Source organism: Lactobacillus sp. ESL0679 (assembly GCF_029433515.1).
GTDB lineage: Bacteria > Bacillota > Bacilli > Lactobacillales > Lactobacillaceae > Lactobacillus.
The window spans coordinates 94,829-111,896 of record NZ_JAQTIG010000002.1 but is presented as its reverse complement, the minus strand read 5'-3'; the positions used below and the strand labels follow the sequence as shown (position 1 = coordinate 111,896).

The window sequence follows — 17,068 nt, the reverse complement described above, 5'->3', positions numbered from 1 at the left end:
GTTTTAATATCTGTGTAGTTACGCTCATTGATTTTACCACCTAAGTATATGCAGGTCAACGTTTAACCCTCTTTTTCAAAATTGAAAAGTGTTATAGAATAAAAGTCAGACAATTAAACCAGATTTATGGTAAAAATATAAGTATAACTTTTAGATGAAAGAGTGAATTCAATTGATTTTAATGAAAGATATTACCCGCGACGGTAATCCAGTATTGCGTAAAGTGGCACAGCCGTTGACTTTTCCACTTAGTGACCACTATCGCCAATTAGCTGACGAAATGATGGAATACCTAATTAATTCGCAAGATCCTAAAATTGCCAAAAAGCACCAATTACGTGCGGGTGTTGGGCTGGCTGCACCTCAAGTTGGCGAAAGTGTCCAAATGGCCTCACTGCTTGTACCAAATGAAAAGAACGAAATTATTTTTAAGGAGACTTTTGTCAATCCCGAAATTTTGTCCGAATCAGTTCGTCAAGCTTGTCTGAGTGAAGGTGAAGGTTGCCTAAGTGTTGACAAAATAATTGATGGTTATGTGCCACGTCCCGACAAGTTAAAGATTCATTATTATACTGTTGATGGTGAAGAAAAAACCATTCGCTTAAAGGATTATCCAGCAATTGTTGCTTCTCACGAAATTGAGCACTTGCGTGGTCACCTCTTTTATGACCGAATTAACAAGCAAGACCCATTTAAATTAGACGAAGACACAGTCGTTATTTATTAGTTAAGTTAGAGACAAAGGAGCCGCCAATGCCTGTTTGACGGCTTTTTTGCTTAACTATTTAAAACTTGTTTCTATACTTGCCATTGCAATTATGGTAGAATTTTTATTAGCTATTGAATATTTTTGCAAATATTCATCTTAAGAACGTTTTTATAACTGAATAGGAGAATACAAAGATGATCTACAAAGTTTTGTATCAAAAAGACAAGGTTGTTAACCCACGTAGAGAAACAACCGAAACTCTTTACATGGAAGCTGACAACATGGTCAGTGCCCGGACATTGGTTGAGGAAAATACCCCCTACAACATCGAACTCATCCAAGAACTCGCAGGTAATTCATTAGATTACGAAAAAGAACACGCTGATTTTAAATTAACGTCGTTTGAGAGCAAGAAGTAGTTTTCGTGCGCATTAAAAATAATGAAGTTGCCGTTTTTGCAATCGGGGGGTTGCACGAAATCGGCAAAAATATGTATTGTGTTCAATATCAAGATGAAATTATCATCATGGATTGCGGGATTAAGTTCCCAGAAGATGATTTACTAGGAATTAACTACGTTATTTCCGACTATTCTTACTTAGTTAAGAATCGCAAGAAAATTAAGGCGTTAGTTGTCAGTCACGGTCACGAAGACCACATTGGTGGTATCCCGTTTTTACTAGAAAAAATTCCAGAAATTCCGGTTTACGCCACTCCGTTTGCCTTGGCCTTAATTAAGGGCAAGCTTGAAGAACATGGTATCTTAAGAACAACCGAACTTCACGAAGAACACGAAGATACTGTCCTCAAATTCAAGAAGTTATCCGTTGAATTCTTCAGAACCACCCACTCAATTCCTGACACCTTAGGAATTGCTGTTCATACGCCACTTGGTGCAGTTGTCTTTACTGGTGACTTTAAGTTCGACTTAACCCCGGTAATGAACCAACCAGCTCCAGACTTTCAAAAGATGGCTAAATTAGGAAAGGATGGCGTCTTAGCCCTTCTCTCCGACTCGACTAACGCAGAAGTTACCCAGTTTACCAAATCTGAACGTTTTGTAGCGAAATCGCTGCACGACATTATTACCGGGATTCATGGGCGAATTATCTTTGCCACGTTTGCTTCTAACCTTTATCGTGTATCAACAGCTATTCAAGCTGCCATTGATACGGGACGTAAGGTAGCCATTTTCGGTCGCAGTATGGAAAATGGCGTGCAGAATGGGATTGACCTTGGCTATCTGAATGTTCCCGAAGGGTTAATCGTTGATGCCAATGAAATTAACCACACACCAGCTGATCAGGCCATGATTTTATGTACTGGTTCGCAAGGAGAACCTTTAGCTGCCCTTTCACGGATTGCCAATGGGACTCACAGACAAATTAGCTTGCAGCCTGGAGATACGATTATCTTCTCGTCTAACCCAATTCCCGGGAACACTTTGAGTGTTAACCACCTAATCAATAAATTGATGGAAGGCGGCGCTAATATTGTTCATGGCCGGGTCAATAACGTTCATACTTCCGGACATGGCGGACAAGAAGAACTAAAAATGATGGTTCGCTTGACCCATCCGCAATATATGATCCCGGTCCACGGCGAATACCGCATGCAAGTGATCCATACAGAATTAGCTCAAGCTGCTGGGGTTCCAGCAGACCATACTTTTGTTTTGGAAAACGGTGAGGTGCTCTGCTTCAGTCCCGAAGGGTCCAGAATTGCTGGTCATATTTCGGCAGGCGATGTTTATGTTGACACGTCTGGGACTGCTGATGTTGGCAACGTTGTTGTCCATGACCGCCAAGTCCTATCTGAAGAAGGCTTAGTAGTTGCAGTTGCAACCGTTGACTACAAGCACAAAAGAGTTTTAGCTGGACCTGATGTTTTAAGCCGTGGCTTTGTCTATATGCGCGAATCAACTGATTTAATCAGTCAAGCTCAAAAGCATATCTACCACGTGCTTAAATCAGAAATGGATAAGACCGATCATCCTAAGGACAGCGTTATCCGTAAGGCAATTGTTGAAAATCTTTCTGACTTTTTATATTCAAGAACCAAGAGACGGCCAATGATTTTGCCAATGATTGTTGAAAAGAAATAATAAAAAGCCCGTTAGGGCTTTTTTAATATATAAAGATGAGTAATAAAATGAAATTACACCTGCTGGTTAACGAAATAGCTGGTAACGGCCAAGGTAAAAAAAGTTTTAGCGAATTAGTACAGCTACTAGTTGATGCTAATATTAATTTTGACTTTCAAAAGAGCACCTACGCCGGTGAATTAATTAAGCTGGCCCAAGATTATAGTAACCAAAAGCACGCTCCAAGCGATGTCTTATTAATTATTGGCGGCGATGGCTCGCTTAATGAAGTATTAAACGGTATTAAGCGCTCTGCTAATCCCGAAACTCCTTTTGCCTACCTACCCGCTGGTACCGGTAATGATTTTGCCCGAGCTACTAAATTAACATCTAATCCGGAAAAATTGCTGGCAAGTTTACAAAAGGATTTAATACCTAAGCAAATTGACTGCGGCCAGTTCCAACTAGCTGGCTACAAGGATCAAACCAGCTATTTTGCCAACAGCTTCGGCATTGGCTTCGATGCTTATGTTAATCATTTTAGCAACCACTCAAAATTAAAAGAAATGCTTAACAAAATAAATGAGGGCAAACTAATTTATGGTGCTAACATTTTACGTGCCCTACGCAGACAAAATACCTTTAGTGTAGAAGTTCGTAGTGCAACTAATAAGATGCAATTTGATGATGCCTTTTTAGTAACCACTACCAATCATCCCTACTTTGGCGGTGGCTTCCCACTATTACCAAGTGCTAAGATTACAAGCCACCGAATTGACGCAATTGTTATCGAAAAGTTCAGCATTCCTAAGTTAATCAATCTGCTCTATCATTTACTCAAGGATGGTTCTCATGTTAACGACCCACAATTTCATTACATTGAAGCTAAGGAAATAATCGTTAAAACTGAGCAAAAGGAATTTGCGCAAGTAGATGGTGAGGAAATTTACCAGCGACCATTTAATTTAAAATTAAAGGTCAGTCATTTTAATCTATTAAAGTAAAAAAATCGTTTTCGTAATTAATAGTTACGAAAACGATTTTTATTTATTCTTCTATCTGAGCTCTTTGATTAATTTGCGCAGCTTGGTCTAGATCGGGGCCAGCATAAGCACTATGAACACCCCAATAGTAAAAGCCAATACTAATTATCGCCACAATTACCAAATCCCAGGGATAATGCAGCCAATTAAGTCCGCCAAATTCTTTAGCACCCAAAACTGACAGACCAGCCATCACTATTAGGTAACAAATTAACCACCAGCTACCGCGGAGAGCTTGCTTAAACTGATGATCGTTATTCTTCCACTCATAATAAGCATAGATTGGCATCCCTGCCAAGATAACCAGCATTACTTCCCAAGTGGTTGGAAACTGACCCCAGTAAACTGCCAAACTGGTTAAGACAAAGGTAATTGGTGCTAGCACCTTTAAGTGACGTAATTTAATCGGACGATTAAATTTCGGTGCTAACTTACGCAAAGCTGCTGTCGAAACCGGCCCAGTTAAATACGCAATTAAAGTAGACGTGGCAATCACGCTTGCCAGCTGGCCCCAATTTGGAAACAAAGTTACAAGGATGATACTAACAATCAAACTTGCCAGCATTGCCTTGTGTGGCGTGTGATATTTGGCATCCAATTTAGTTAAAAATTGCGGTAAATGCCTATTTTCAGCCATTGCTGCAAGTGATCTGCTCGTTGTTGCCATAAACGCAATTCCTGTACCAAACGGCGACACAAACGCGTCGATATATAACAAAATAGATAACCAATTTAGCCCTAATAAAACTGCCAATTGAGCAAATGGTGAATTAAAATTAATTCCTGACCAGCCTTTCACCTGAATCAAGTGATGCGGCATGCTGGCCACAAATGTAAATTGCAGTAGCGTATATAATAACGCACTTAAGCCCAATGAAATAATAATTGCGCGACGCATGTTTTTCTGCGGATTTTCAATTTCGCTCCCAAGATTAATAACCGTTTGAAACGCATCGTAAGAAAAAATTATCCCAGCACTAGTCGTTGCCGTTAAAATCGGCGCTGTCCCGTTAGGAAACCAATTTGTAGTTGTTAACGCTAAGTTATGTGCGTTAAAGCCCGACATCAGCAGCAAAATAAAGGTTAAAGTTGGAATGATAATTTTAAACCACGTGATAGTATTGGAAAAGCGGGCCATCAAATTAACGGAATAATAATTAATCCATGTAAAAATGCCCATAAAGGCAAACACGACTAATAGACCTAGTCCCGTAATTTGTCCGTGATGCATTAATTGGTGAAACCCACGCGCCCACGGCCATGGCCAAGAACTTAAATATTGAACCGCAGCCACAGCTTCAATTGGCAAAATTGTCTCAAGCGAAACCCAATTAGCCCACGCAGCAATGAAGCCCAGTAATGACCCGTGCGTGTACTGCGCAAACCGACTCATACCTCCACTCTGCTGGAACATTGTTCCCATTTCAGTATAAACAATGGCAATAAAACCCATGATAACGGCACCGATTAGCCAAGAAAAAATGGCCGCAGGTCCCGCTAAATGCGCACCCTCTCCGGCACCAAATAGCCAACCCGAGCCAATAATCGAACCTAATGACAAAAGAGTTAGTGATACTAACCCAATTTTCTGCTTCTTAATTTTTATTACCTCATTTCATAAAGTTAATTTTGCCCCTTCTGGTATAAATGTCAAGCATCAAAATCAAGGCAACCGCAACCAAGCACAAAAATAAATTTGGTACGACACTAACCTTTTTATCCCAGATATGAAATAGCAACCTGCAGCTGGGCTAATTTAACGATTGCCTGAGCCAAGTTTTCCTGTTTAACCTGAATGGAAATTTCACAATTTTCTTCATTGAAATCATAACCTGCCCCTAAAGCAATCTCAGCGGTTGTTTCAAATAAATCGGCGTCACTAATTCCAGGATCAAGTTTAAATAAAATCCGCCCATCGTCAGTTACTAAATAATCATCGCCAACTTGTTGGACAAAGCAATAAACTGTTTCACCGTACGAATCAATTGCAGTTGTCGCCACTTCCCAAGTATCGCTGCTAACGGCGGTAACACCGGTGTGAGTTGCAATCCAATCACCAATTGCCTGTTTAAGTTGCAACGGCTTTGTTAGTTCTTTTACCATTATTTACCTCTATTTTATGTGCGGGACACCAATTTAATGCCGCGCATGCCAATCATCGGATCAATTTCACCAGAATAAATCAATTCTGATGTCAAAATATAATCCTTCGGCTCACTATTTTGCTCTTTAGTCGAAACTTCAGCCATAGCCTGTTTATCGTCAGCTTCATCAGGCTCCTGTTCAAGTAATTTTTGCAGTTTGGCAGTCAAGCCAGTTTTTCGGTCATTCCCCGATGTATTAAGTGCCATGACGTAAGCACGTGGATCGCCAACTAAAACCAAATTTTTCTCTGCCCGCGTAACTGCCGTATATAGCAGATTACGCTTGAGCATCACATAATTTTGCATAGTTAAATTTAGAATGACTAACGGAAATTCCGACCCTTGTGACTTATGAATTGTAATGGCATAAGCACGAGTCAGGTCAAACAGGTCTTTTTTACTAAAATTGATTTCTCGGCCATCAAAATCAGCGGTCATGCACTTTTGAGCATTTTTAGAATCAATGGAAATAATTTTTCCAATTTGGCCGTTATAAATATCTTTTTCCGGGTTATTCTGCAATTGTAAAATCCGGTCGCCAATCCGAAAAATTTCATCACGGACTTCAAGATACTTGCTATCAGGTTGAGCAGGGTTCATAATTTCCTGAATCAAATTATTCAGGTTAGTAACTCCACCTTCCCCGTGATACATTGCCCCAAGGACTTGAACATCATCTGGTTTAAATTTCTTTAGCGCACGCTCAACAATTTGACTGACCACGTGACCAATTTCGTGTGGCGGACAAGAAATAAAGGAATAATTTTTTGTCTTTTGGAACAGGGCATCTTGATCAGTCCCCTCATTAATATCATGTGCCAAAGTAATAATACTTGAATCGTCGCCTTGCCGGTGAATTTGCGTTAATACGGTCGTCGGCAGCGCAGCCGATTTAATTAAATCACTAAAGACATTGCCCGGACCAACTGATGGCAGCTGGTCTTTATCACCCACAAAAACAACGTGTTTAGTTTGGTTAATACTTGAAATTAGCTGCTTAAAAAGGAACATGTCAACCATGGACATTTCATCGATGATTAAAATTTCTCCATTAAGCTCATTTAGGTCAGCTTCATCGTTTTCGCCAATTCCTAATCCTAACATGCGGTGAATTGTCTTAGCAGTAATACCAGTGATTTCTTCCATTCTTTTAGCAGCACGACCAGTAGGCGCGGCCAATAGAAATGGCGGATCACTACTGTAAAGAGCAGAAGCTGGTATCTCTGCCAAATCGCGCAGCGCCAGCAAAATTCCATTAATGATTGTCGTCTTACCGGTACCGGGACCACCTGTCAAAATCGAAATCGGGTGGGTCAAAGCATTTTTAATGGCTGCTTTTTGTGTGTCATCATACTTGATTTTTAGCTCTTTTTCGGCCTTTTTAATCGCTTGATTGACGCTGCGATCACTATATTGCTCGTTTTCATCCTGCTCAACTCGCCGCTCAATTAAATTTTTCATCGTTAAGGCAATGTCATTTTCCGTTTGTGCAATATTTTGCAGAGCGGCATTTTCGCCAGAAACAACCACCTTACCATCATGTTGGAGTTGATTAACACAACTAGCAATTGGATCGAACTGGTTAATTTGCAACAACTTGCTGGTGTCTGTCAATAATTGCGCCAACTTAACGTAGGTGTTGCCTTCTTTACTTAATTCATCAAGCAAAACCTGAAAAATGGCGCCGTTAATTCTGCGTGGATCATCACTAGGAATTCCCATCTCCTGTCCCATGCGGTCAGCACTCCTAAAGGCGTAACCGGTGACCTCATCAATTGAGGCATAAGGATCTTCTTGGAGTTTAGTCAGTGTTTCACCATGATAGATTTGGTAGAGACGGCTGGCAACCTTTCTATTCAAACCAAACTGGGTCAACTTCAAAATGATTTCTGAATAAGAATCCATCGAATTTACACCGGCAAGCAAACTATCCTTTTGTTTTTGCGTTAAAGACAATGTAGCAATCTTAGCTGGGTTGTCCTTAAGCACCGCCAAGGCGTTGACTCCTAGTGCGGCGATAATCGTATTAGCAGCTTTTTTACCAATACCTGGGAACTTGTTTGAGCTCAAATAACGGCTCAAACTCCCCTCCTCATGTGGCAGAACTTGCTGATAACGGTCACAGCGAAACTGCAAACCGAATTTGTTGTGAACCACCAATTTACCTGAGAACTGATAGGTACCTCCAATCTGCACATCACCAAAATTACCGGTGACTTTGATTTCATCCCTGTCATAATCAGCCAGTTTGCCGCTAATCATCACATCAATAATTTTGTACAAATCCTGATTATTTTCAAAAACAATTCCATTAATTTTGCCTACAAATTCAGTCATTACTATTGCCCTTATCCTTAACTAATTTAAGAATTGATGAATACTGGTCAAGTGCCTGCTGATAATATTTTGGGTCCATTTTTTTTGCTGTTTGCAAAAATTCTTGTGCCTTCTCGCGGTCATCTTCCAAGACTGTAATTCCAAGTAAGAAATTAACTTTCGCGCTTCTAGCAGCTGGTGGGATTTGCTCATAACTAGTCCGCGCTTCCTTTAATTGACCAAGACTGAGCCAAATATCACCCAGCAATTCTCGTACCCGATTATCAAGTTTCTCGATTGTCAACGCATAGGCCAAGGCTTTTTGCTTCTGCCCAATTTTGAGGTAGACCAGTGCTTTTTGATATAAAACCAAATCATCATTCGGAATTCGGTCCAGCAAGGTTAGTGCCTTATCAAAATCTCCTTGCATGTAGTAGCAGACTGCTAAATCATAATCTAAGTCCTGCGGCTTTTTCACTACCTGCTTGGCCTGCTCCAATAATTGCGTTGCTTGAGCAAAACTACCCTCATTTAGTAAATAAGTTGCCAGTTGCAAATAATTATCCGCCTTTTGCGGCTGCTGATCGATTTTAGTTATTAATTGGTGAATTTTTTGGTCAATGTCTGCTTGCCGCTTATCCTGTTTAGCCATCTATAATGCATCCGTTTCTGAAAGTTTACGGTCTAAAAAATCGGTTTCATTCCAAATTAATGAGTGCCAAGTTTGACCTTGGTCATCGGTAGATAAAATTGTCAAACTAGTGTTATTTAGGCCGCCTTTTTGGCGCAAATTTTTAAGTGAAAAACCTAACAGACCACCCATAATTGCTGACAAAGCAGCACCGTGACTGACTGCCAAAACTTTATCATCTGGATTAGAAAATTTCTGCGCAACTTTGCGAGCAAAACTTTGGCCCCGAGCAATCACTTCAGGGTAATTTTCACCGTTAATCTGGTGCCCATCATAACGCTCAGGATGATTCCATAAGTCATCAACTTGTGTAGGATACTTTTGCTCGGCTACCTTAAATTGCATACCTTCCATTTTGCCTAAGTTAAATTCACGCAGGCGTTCATCAATAATCACCGGTAATTCGGCATTCATTGCATCATCAATTCCTTGTGCCGTATTAAAGGCCCGCTTTAAAGGGCTAGCATAAATTGCTCTAAATTTAGTATCTTTTAGGTGCTGACCCAACTTTTTAATATCAACTAAGCTTTGCGACAATAGTGGGGAGTCGCCATGTCCTCCTTGAAACCGTTCTTCAAGATTCCACTCTGTTTTTCCATGCCGTACAAAATAAATCTGCATCAGTAATTTTATCTCTTTTCTATTGCTGTTACTTGTCTAGTTTATCATTTAATGAGAGCAAAACAAAAAAAGAAAAGCAAATTATGCTTTCCTTTTTTAGATCAAATTAAACTAATTGTAATTGCTTCTCTTCTTGATATGCGGCATCAATGTTACCACCACCGAGGCATTCCTCACCATTATAAAGAACGAGTGCCTGGCCAGGAGTAACTGCGCGAGCCGGCTCATCAAAATATACAGTAGCAGTGTTTTCTGCTGCGTGGTATTCAACCGTCACGCCAACATCACACTGGCGGTAGCGGAACTTGGCACTACAATGAATTTTGAAATCATGATCTGGCTGACCGGTAAAGAATGACATGCCACTAGCTTCTAACTTAGTTGCATAGAGCAGTTCACTATCATAACCCTGTTCAACAATCAATTCATTCTTGGCTAAATCCTTACCAACAACAAACCACGGATCAGTTGATTCCTTAGTTGAGCCAAGACCTAAGCCTGACCGCTGACCGATTGTGTAATACATTAAGCCAGCGTGCTCGCCAACAACCTTGCCATCTGCGGTAACCATCTTACCTGACTTGGCTGGCAAAAATTCACTCAAGAATTTACGGAAATTTCGTTCACCAATAAAACAAATCCCGGTCGAATCCTTCTTTTTAGCAGTTGCTAAACCTGCCTTAATTGCGATTTCGCGTACCTGAGGCTTTGTCAAATTAGCTAGTGGAAAAATCACCTTACTAATTTGTTCTTGACTTAATTGACTCAAAAAGTAAGTTTGGTCCTTATTACCATCCTTTGGCCGCATCATGTGAGTGACGCCATTTTCATCCGTAACGGTTTTAGCATAATGACCCATTGCAATATAATCGGCATCCAAGTTCAATGCAAATTCCAAAAATGATTTGAATTTGATCTGACTATTACACATAATGTCTGGATTAGGTGTTCTACCCTTTTTATATTCACTTAAAAAGTACTCAAATACACGGTGCCAATATTCTTTTTCAAAGTTAATTGAGTAATATGGAATGCCGATTTGATCTGCTACTTTTTTAACATCATCGTAATCTTCAGTTACTGTACAAACACCGGCATCGTCAGTGTCATCCCAGTTTTTCATAAAGACGCCAATCACATCATAGCCCTGCTCCTTCAATAAAAGAGCAGATACAGATGAATCAACGCCACCACTCATGCCAACAACGACTCTTGTCTTCTTTTCAGTCAACTTTCATCAATCCTTTACTGGAACAATAATTTTACGTTCTTCGAGATCTTTTAAAATATAGTCTAACAGTTCTACAGTTTGCGCTAATTGCTTGTTCTTAAAAATGTTTACCTTCTGCAAGCCACTGCGATCGGTTACCACCATTGTTAACCGTGTCATGTCCTTGTTAATTGTCATTTTAAGTTTAGTTGGTGCATCATAAGGAGAATCATTATAAAGTGGATGTTCATAATTAAAGTTTCCCTTAACGGTTTTGACAAAACCGGCATCAATCAACGCATAAAGTTTCAAATCGGGACTTAGTGTAAATTTACGCTGGTCGCCATTAATTGTAACTGTATTTGCCATAATTTTACCTCACTTACTTATAATAAGTTAACTTGCTAGAAAAAGCAATTACTTTTGTACCTTATGGGCAATTTTGCATAATTCTTGCGCAAAAGCGGCTACTTCCTCGTCCGTATTATACCGCCCAAAAGAAATTCGAATTGACTCATTAACCCGCGGAGATTTTTTACCAAAACAAGCCATCAAAACATGTGAAGGCTCAAGTGAACCAGCGGTACAAGCAGAACCACCAGAGACTGCAAAGCCTGCTAGATCAAGGTTTGCTTGTAAAATCGTCGTGCTGACACCCACGATATGCAGATTAAGAACATGATGTGATACGTGCTCGCCGCAGCCACCATTAACTTCATACTGGACATTACTCTTGTCAAGTGCCTGCAAAATCATTTCTTGCCAATGCAAATACTTGGCCTGCAAAGCAGTCTTGTCAATCCCGGCAATTTCACTAACAGCCTCACCAAAGCCAGCAATTCCCGGCACATTTTCAGTACCAGCCCGCCGTTTAGTCTCCTGCTCACCACCTAAAACCAGTGGTGGTAAATCAATTTGCTTGTTTTCGTATAAAAAGCCTAAAAATTTGGGTCCATTAATTTTATGAGCTGACGTCGATAGCAAGTCAATCTGCATTTTCTTAACATCAAGGTCAATATTACCCAGACCCTGAACCGCATCAACATGGAAATAGGCGTTACTATCTGCGACAATTGCACCGATTTCTGCCAGCGGATTAATACTGCCAACTTCATTATTGACGGCCATGACTGATACTAAAATCGTTGCTGGTGTCAGGGCGTTTTTAAGGTCATCAAGTGAAATATGACCGTTCTCATCAACATCAAGGTAAGTCACTTCATAACCCTCGCGCTCTAACTGACGCATTGGATTCAAAACCGACGGGTGCTCAATCTTAGTCGTGATAATTTGCTTACCAATCTCTTTGCGACTGTGGGCAACACCAAAGATAGCAGTATTATTGCTCTCTGAGCCACCAGAGGTAAAAATAATTTCATTATCGTCGGCATTAATTGCTGCAGCAATTTGGCTGCGCGCATGATCAATTGCGTGCCGCGCCTTACGCCCCAATTCGTAAGTACTTGATGCATTACCAAAGTCATTCTTCATTTCGCTGGTCATGACATCAATAACTTGCGGTGACATTGGCGTGGTCGCCGCGTTATCTAAATAAATTTCTTGCATTTAATTCATCTTCTTTAAATAAGCACAAATCAGTTCAGCGGCTTTAGCACCAACTTTTTGAGCAAATTTGTCAAAATCTTCGTTAGCATCATCATTGCCATTGTCGGAAATTGCCCGCAAAGCAATCAGTGGCTTATTGAAGTGGTAGGCAACCTGCGCAAAAGCAGCACCTTCCATCTCTACAGCCAACGCATTAGGGAAATTCTGCTTAATCGTTTCTTTTTGAACGTCGGAGCCAATAAAGGCATCCCCAGTAACAATTAACCCTTCTTTAAACGGCACATTTTCCGCAGTTAAGAAGTTCTTAAAGTCTTCTCTAGCAGGAGAATCCAACTTAAATTCTGCTGGTTCTCCCGGAATTTGCCCTTCCACATAATCACCAGCCAGGGTATTATGCGCATCATGATAGGTAAACGAATCTGCTAGCAGTAAGTCTTCTCTGTGAACATCAGGAGCCAGTGACCCAGCAGTTCCCGTCATCAAGATTAAATCAATCTCAACTTTGCTTAATAAACTAGACAAGTTCATTGCCGCTTGCACCTTGCCGATTCCACTCAGGCCCAAGTAGATATCATTGTCTTTAACGCAAAAATGCTCGAATACGGTTGATCCGAACATTTCTTTGTTACCTGAGTAAAAGTTTTTACGATAATACTCTGCCTCAATTGCCATTGGGACAATAATTGCTATCTTCATCTTAATCCTCAAATAAAATTTTATCTTTATAAATGAAACAATGCCAATAATACCAGAACAATTAAAACAATTACAATCAAAATTGCTCGATTCAGCTTTTTCTTTAAAAGTAAGCTCTTGTCAGTATCTTGCTTTTTGCCTGCTTTTGCATTAGTTCGCGCATTAGACTCACGAGTAGCATGGAGCTGTTTTTCACGTTTAGTCCTTGCAGTAGTTTTTTGCGCTACGTGCTCTTTTTCTTCAGGCTCACGCATAAAGTCAGGGTTAACATCAACTGCTTCATCGCTATCATCAAAAGCTGACTTAATTGTATGTAAAAGACCATTATTCTTTTTACGTTTAATTTGTTTGCGGTAATCGGATCGTTTCTCAGTCATATTATTCCTTTGCTTTTTCACCTGTTAGCAACATGTTTTCCCACACGCTCATTGCATACAAGGTTTTAGCATCAACAATTTTACCTTGAGCAGACAACTGCTTTAGATCAGCTAAATTATACCAGTGGCTGGTTAAAAATTCGTCAGTATCAAGCAGTCGTTTGTCAGTTAACTTAGTTAATGTATCACAATAAAATAAATGCAATTTTTCATTAGTAAAACCGGGTGATGAATAAAATTCAGCAACTTTTTCCCAATAATCAGCACGATAGCCGCCCTCTTCATTGAGTTCACGCTTCATCGCGTCAAGTGGACTTGCGTCAGTTTCATCGATTAACCCAGCTGGAATCTCCAACGTCAATTCTTTAATTGGTTCACGCCATTGTTCAACCAGCAACATTTCTTGCTTGCTATTAACTGCAATCACAGCTGCAGCTGGTTGATGATTGACTACTTCGCGAGTTGCACTAGCACCGTTAGGCAATTTAATTGTTCTAACAGCAAGATCGACAATCCGCCCCTTAAAAATTTGCTTTGAAGAAATTTCAGTTTCTATTAAATCCATTTACTCACTTTCTTGCGTATCAGCTAAATACACATTGATACATTGTAAACCGTTTTTGCCTTGCGCAAGTTGGTACTTAACCTTTTGACCGACTTGAAGACGGCGATAGCCTTCTTCTTTAATCGCTGTATAAAATACAAAGTACGATTTATGGTTTTCATCATCCTCAATAAAGCCAAAACTGCTGTCATGATCAAATTGTTTTACTGTTCCTAAACGCATTATTCTCCTAATCCTTCTTGAACTGCTTCAGGATGGTCTTCTTTAACAATCGCTGCACACCGTGCACAGAGCGAAGGTAAGTCAGTATCACTACCAATATCTGTCTTGATCATCCGGCAACGTGGACAAACTTCTCCTGCTGCATGTTCAACAACAATTGCGGCATTTGGTAATTGTTCAGCTTCGACTGGTACTTCACCATCGGCAATTGTCAACTTAGAAACAATCAGAATCTGTCTGAAGTTAGCATTTAATTCATTAAGAACCGTCTTAGTTTCTTCAGTTGGGTAAATAGTAACGGCAGCTTCAAATGACTTACCAATTAATTTCTTATCCCGTGCTTCTTCTAATGCCTTTAAAACATCATCGCGTAGATGCATAAAGTGCTTCCAGTTATCGAGCAATTCTTCACGGTTAGCAAAAGCCTCAACCTCTGGCATATTTGCAAGTTGAATGTAGTCTTCTGGCTCTTTTAAGAATGACCAGATTTCTTCCATTGTGTGCGGCAAAATCGGTGTTAAAATTTTAGCCAACTTAACGGCAGCATCATAAATAACTGTTTGCATTGATCTTCTTGCAAGACCATCTTCACTCTCAATGTACAAAATATCTTTGGCAAAGTCTAGATAAAAAGCTGACAAGTCGTTAGAAATAAAGGCAAAGACCTTCTTATAAACATTATTAAAGTCATATCTGTCGTAACTGTCAAGACATTCCTTAACCAAGTCATTTAATCTAACTTCCATGTACTGGTCAATTGAATTCATATCCTTGTATGCAACACGATTACTACTTGGATCGAAGTCGCTAGTGTTAGCAAGCATGTAACGGAATGTGTTTCTAATTTTACGGTAACTTTCAGAAGTTTGGCGCAAAATATCTTGAGAAACGGCAACATCGGAAGTTGTATCAACTGAAGCAACCCACAAACGAATGATCTCAGCACCCATTTGCTTAATTACATCATTAGGTGAAATTACGTTACCCAATGACTTGGACATCTTATGTCCTTTGTCATCAAGAACAAATCCTTGCGATAAAATTTCTTTGTAAGGTGCTTGCCCAGTTGCCGCAACAGCAGTAATTAAACTTGAGTTAAACCAACCACGATACTGATCACTACCTTCAAGGTAGAGGTCAGCTGGGAAGCGCAAATCTTTACGGTGAGCCATAACTGCTTGATGTGATGACCCAGAATCAAACCAAACATCCAAAATGTCGGTTTCTTTTCTAAATTCACCATTTGGTGAATGTTCTGAAGTAAATCCTTCTGGAAGCAATTCTTTAGCAGTGTGCGTGTACCATGCATTTGAACCTTCCTTGGCAAAGATTTGGGCAACATGTTCAATCGTTTCTGGAGTAACAATTGGCGTATCATCTTCAGCGTAGAAAATTGGTAACGGAACACCCCATGCCCGTTGACGTGAAATTACCCAATCGCCACGGTCCTTAATCATGTTGTGCAGACGCAACTTTCCCCAAGATGGTGTGAAGTTAACTTGATCAATTTGTTCAAGGATTTGTTCACGACACTTTTTAATTGAAGCAAACCATTGAGTTGTTGCCCGATAAATAACCGGCTTCTTAGTCCGCCAGTCGTGTGGATATGAGTGCGTAAAGAAACTTAACTTAAGTAAATTGCCAGATTTCTTTAGCTTTTCACTAACAACTTTATTAGCGTCATCATAGAACATCCCTACTAAATCAGGATCAGGAATTTCAGAAGTAAAGCAACCCTTGTTATCCATTGGACTGAACACTGGTAAGCCGTATTTTTGCGCAACGTTATAGTCATCTTCACCAAAGCCAGAAGCAGTATGAACTAAACCAGTACCATCACTAGATGTAACGTGAAGTGCGTTCATCAGCAAGGAATCTTGATCATACAATGGGTGCTTGGCTACCATGCAATCCATATCAGTTCCCTGCATATGTTGAACAACTTGGTAATCAGTCCAGTCAAGGTCCTTAGCTACTGCTTCTAAGCGGTCAGTCCCAACAACATAGCGTTTAGCACCAACTTGAATAACAGAATAATCAAATTTTGGATTGACTGTAATTCCTTGGTTAGTTGGAATTGTCCACGGTGTCGTAGTCCAGATTAAGAAGTAAGTATCTTTACTATCTAAGATTCCTTTACCATCTTTAACTGGAAAGGCAACATAGATTGATGGTGATTTAATATCGTGATATTCTACTTCGGCTTCAGCCAAGGTTGATTCACTTGATGGTGACCAGTAAACTGGCTTCTTACCCTTGTAAATGTAACCTTTTTCGTACATCTTACCAAAGACGCGAATTTCTTCAGCTTCGTATTCAGGCTGCAACGTAATGTATGGATGATCCCAATCGCCCATAACTCCAAGGCGCTTAAAGTCTTCCATTTGCTTTTTAATTTCTTTTCTAGCAAATTCTTCACAAAGCTTACGGTATTCTGCCCGATCCATTGTCTTGCGGTCGATTCCCTGCTTAGCTAATTGTTGTTCAATTGGCAAACCGTGAGTATCCCAACCTGGAACGTATGGTGCATAATAGCCGTCCATGTTCTTATAACGAACAATAATATCTTTCGAAACTTTGTTCATTGCGTGACCCATATGAATATTACCATTGGCAAATGGAGGGCCATCATGTAAGTCAAAACGAGGTTTGCCCTCATTCAACTTCAATCTTTGTTCATATAATTTATTTTCTTCCCATTCTTTTTGCCATTGAGCTTCACGAACTGGAAGATTTCCCCGCATCTTAAATTTGGTCTTACCCAAATTGAGTGTATCTTTTACTCTCATTGTTAGATTCCTTTCTGTAAAAAAAGACCTCGTCCT

17 protein-coding genes are annotated in these 17,068 nt (G+C 40.0%); 4 read left to right on the top strand and 13 right to left on the bottom strand.

The features are described from left to right. Positions 1 to 172: 172 nt before the first annotated feature. The 4 genes from def to PT287_RS03500 all read left to right on the top strand — a co-directional run bounded on the left by def (position 173) and on the right by PT287_RS03500 (position 3,796). On the top strand, positions 173 to 727 hold the full coding sequence (def, locus tag PT287_RS03515) for a peptide deformylase (RefSeq protein ID WP_277132630.1): 555 nt from the start codon (positions 173 to 175) through the stop codon (positions 725 to 727). Positions 728 to 903: 176 nt separating this feature from the next. Next, positions 904 to 1,128, top strand: coding sequence for a DNA-dependent RNA polymerase subunit epsilon (locus PT287_RS03510; RefSeq protein ID WP_277132629.1), 225 nt, complete (start codon positions 904 to 906; stop codon positions 1,126 to 1,128). 5 nt (positions 1,129 to 1,133) lie between these two features. After that, positions 1,134 to 2,813, top strand: a complete 1,680-nt coding sequence (locus tag PT287_RS03505) for a ribonuclease J (protein ID WP_277132627.1) — start codon at positions 1,134 to 1,136, stop codon at positions 2,811 to 2,813. Between the two features lie 47 nt (positions 2,814 to 2,860). Then, entirely contained in the window at positions 2,861 to 3,796 is a 936-nt protein-coding gene (locus PT287_RS03500) for a diacylglycerol kinase family protein (RefSeq protein ID WP_348635270.1), read from the top strand. Between the two features lie 43 nt (positions 3,797 to 3,839). On the opposite strand, the gene PT287_RS03495 is transcribed toward PT287_RS03500, so the two are convergent. From PT287_RS03495 to ileS, 13 genes are all read right to left on the bottom strand, one after another. Further along, positions 3,840 to 5,420 carry an APC family permease gene (locus PT287_RS03495; RefSeq protein ID WP_277132967.1) on the bottom strand — a complete coding sequence of 527 codons (1,581 nt, stop codon included), beginning with the start codon at positions 5,418 to 5,420 and terminating at the stop codon, positions 3,840 to 3,842. Between the two features lie 131 nt (positions 5,421 to 5,551). Further along, the gene (locus tag PT287_RS03490) at positions 5,552 to 5,938 is read right to left on the bottom strand and encodes a DUF1828 domain-containing protein (RefSeq protein ID WP_277132624.1); all 387 of its coding nucleotides are present in this window, start codon (positions 5,936 to 5,938) and stop codon (positions 5,552 to 5,554) included. Positions 5,939 to 5,952: 14 nt separating this feature from the next. After that, complete coding sequence (locus tag PT287_RS03485) at positions 5,953 to 8,316, bottom strand: ATP-dependent RecD-like DNA helicase (RefSeq protein WP_277132622.1); 2,364 nt, start codon at positions 8,314 to 8,316, stop codon at positions 5,953 to 5,955. Continuing rightward, a complete protein-coding gene (locus PT287_RS03480; RefSeq protein WP_277132620.1) occupies positions 8,309 to 8,947 on the bottom strand; it encodes a tetratricopeptide repeat protein in 639 nt (212 codons plus the stop codon). The genes PT287_RS03485 and PT287_RS03480 overlap by 8 nt, the downstream gene beginning before the upstream one ends. Next, positions 8,948 to 9,607, bottom strand: coding sequence for a histidine phosphatase family protein (locus PT287_RS03475; RefSeq protein WP_277132618.1), 660 nt, complete (start codon positions 9,605 to 9,607; stop codon positions 8,948 to 8,950). 106 nt (positions 9,608 to 9,713) lie between these two features. Continuing rightward, the gene (gene mnmA / locus PT287_RS03470; protein WP_277132617.1) at positions 9,714 to 10,838 is read right to left on the bottom strand and encodes a tRNA 2-thiouridine(34) synthase MnmA; all 1,125 of its coding nucleotides are present in this window, start codon (positions 10,836 to 10,838) and stop codon (positions 9,714 to 9,716) included. Between the two features lie 6 nt (positions 10,839 to 10,844). Then, positions 10,845 to 11,186, bottom strand: coding sequence for a DUF1831 domain-containing protein (locus PT287_RS03465; RefSeq protein WP_277132615.1), 342 nt, complete (start codon positions 11,184 to 11,186; stop codon positions 10,845 to 10,847). 48 nt (positions 11,187 to 11,234) lie between these two features. Continuing rightward, the gene (locus PT287_RS03460) at positions 11,235 to 12,383 is read right to left on the bottom strand and encodes a cysteine desulfurase family protein (protein WP_277132613.1); all 1,149 of its coding nucleotides are present in this window, start codon (positions 12,381 to 12,383) and stop codon (positions 11,235 to 11,237) included. Beyond that, entirely contained in the window at positions 12,384 to 13,079 is a 696-nt protein-coding gene (locus PT287_RS03455) for a 5'-methylthioadenosine/adenosylhomocysteine nucleosidase (protein WP_277132612.1), read from the bottom strand. Between the two features lie 26 nt (positions 13,080 to 13,105). Beyond that, on the bottom strand, positions 13,106 to 13,456 hold the full coding sequence (locus PT287_RS03450) for a hypothetical protein (RefSeq protein WP_277132610.1): 351 nt from the start codon (positions 13,454 to 13,456) through the stop codon (positions 13,106 to 13,108). Between the two features lies 1 nt (position 13,457). Next, the gene (locus PT287_RS03445) at positions 13,458 to 14,021 is read right to left on the bottom strand and encodes an NUDIX hydrolase (RefSeq protein ID WP_277132608.1); all 564 of its coding nucleotides are present in this window, start codon (positions 14,019 to 14,021) and stop codon (positions 13,458 to 13,460) included. Further along, a complete protein-coding gene (locus PT287_RS03440) occupies positions 14,022 to 14,243 on the bottom strand; it encodes a cold shock domain-containing protein (protein WP_277132606.1) in 222 nt (73 codons plus the stop codon). Further along, on the bottom strand, positions 14,243 to 17,032 hold the full coding sequence (gene ileS / locus PT287_RS03435) for an isoleucine--tRNA ligase (protein ID WP_277132605.1): 2,790 nt from the start codon (positions 17,030 to 17,032) through the stop codon (positions 14,243 to 14,245). Before ileS ends, PT287_RS03440 begins: the two co-directional genes overlap by 1 nt. Positions 17,033 to 17,068 lie beyond the last annotated feature (36 nt).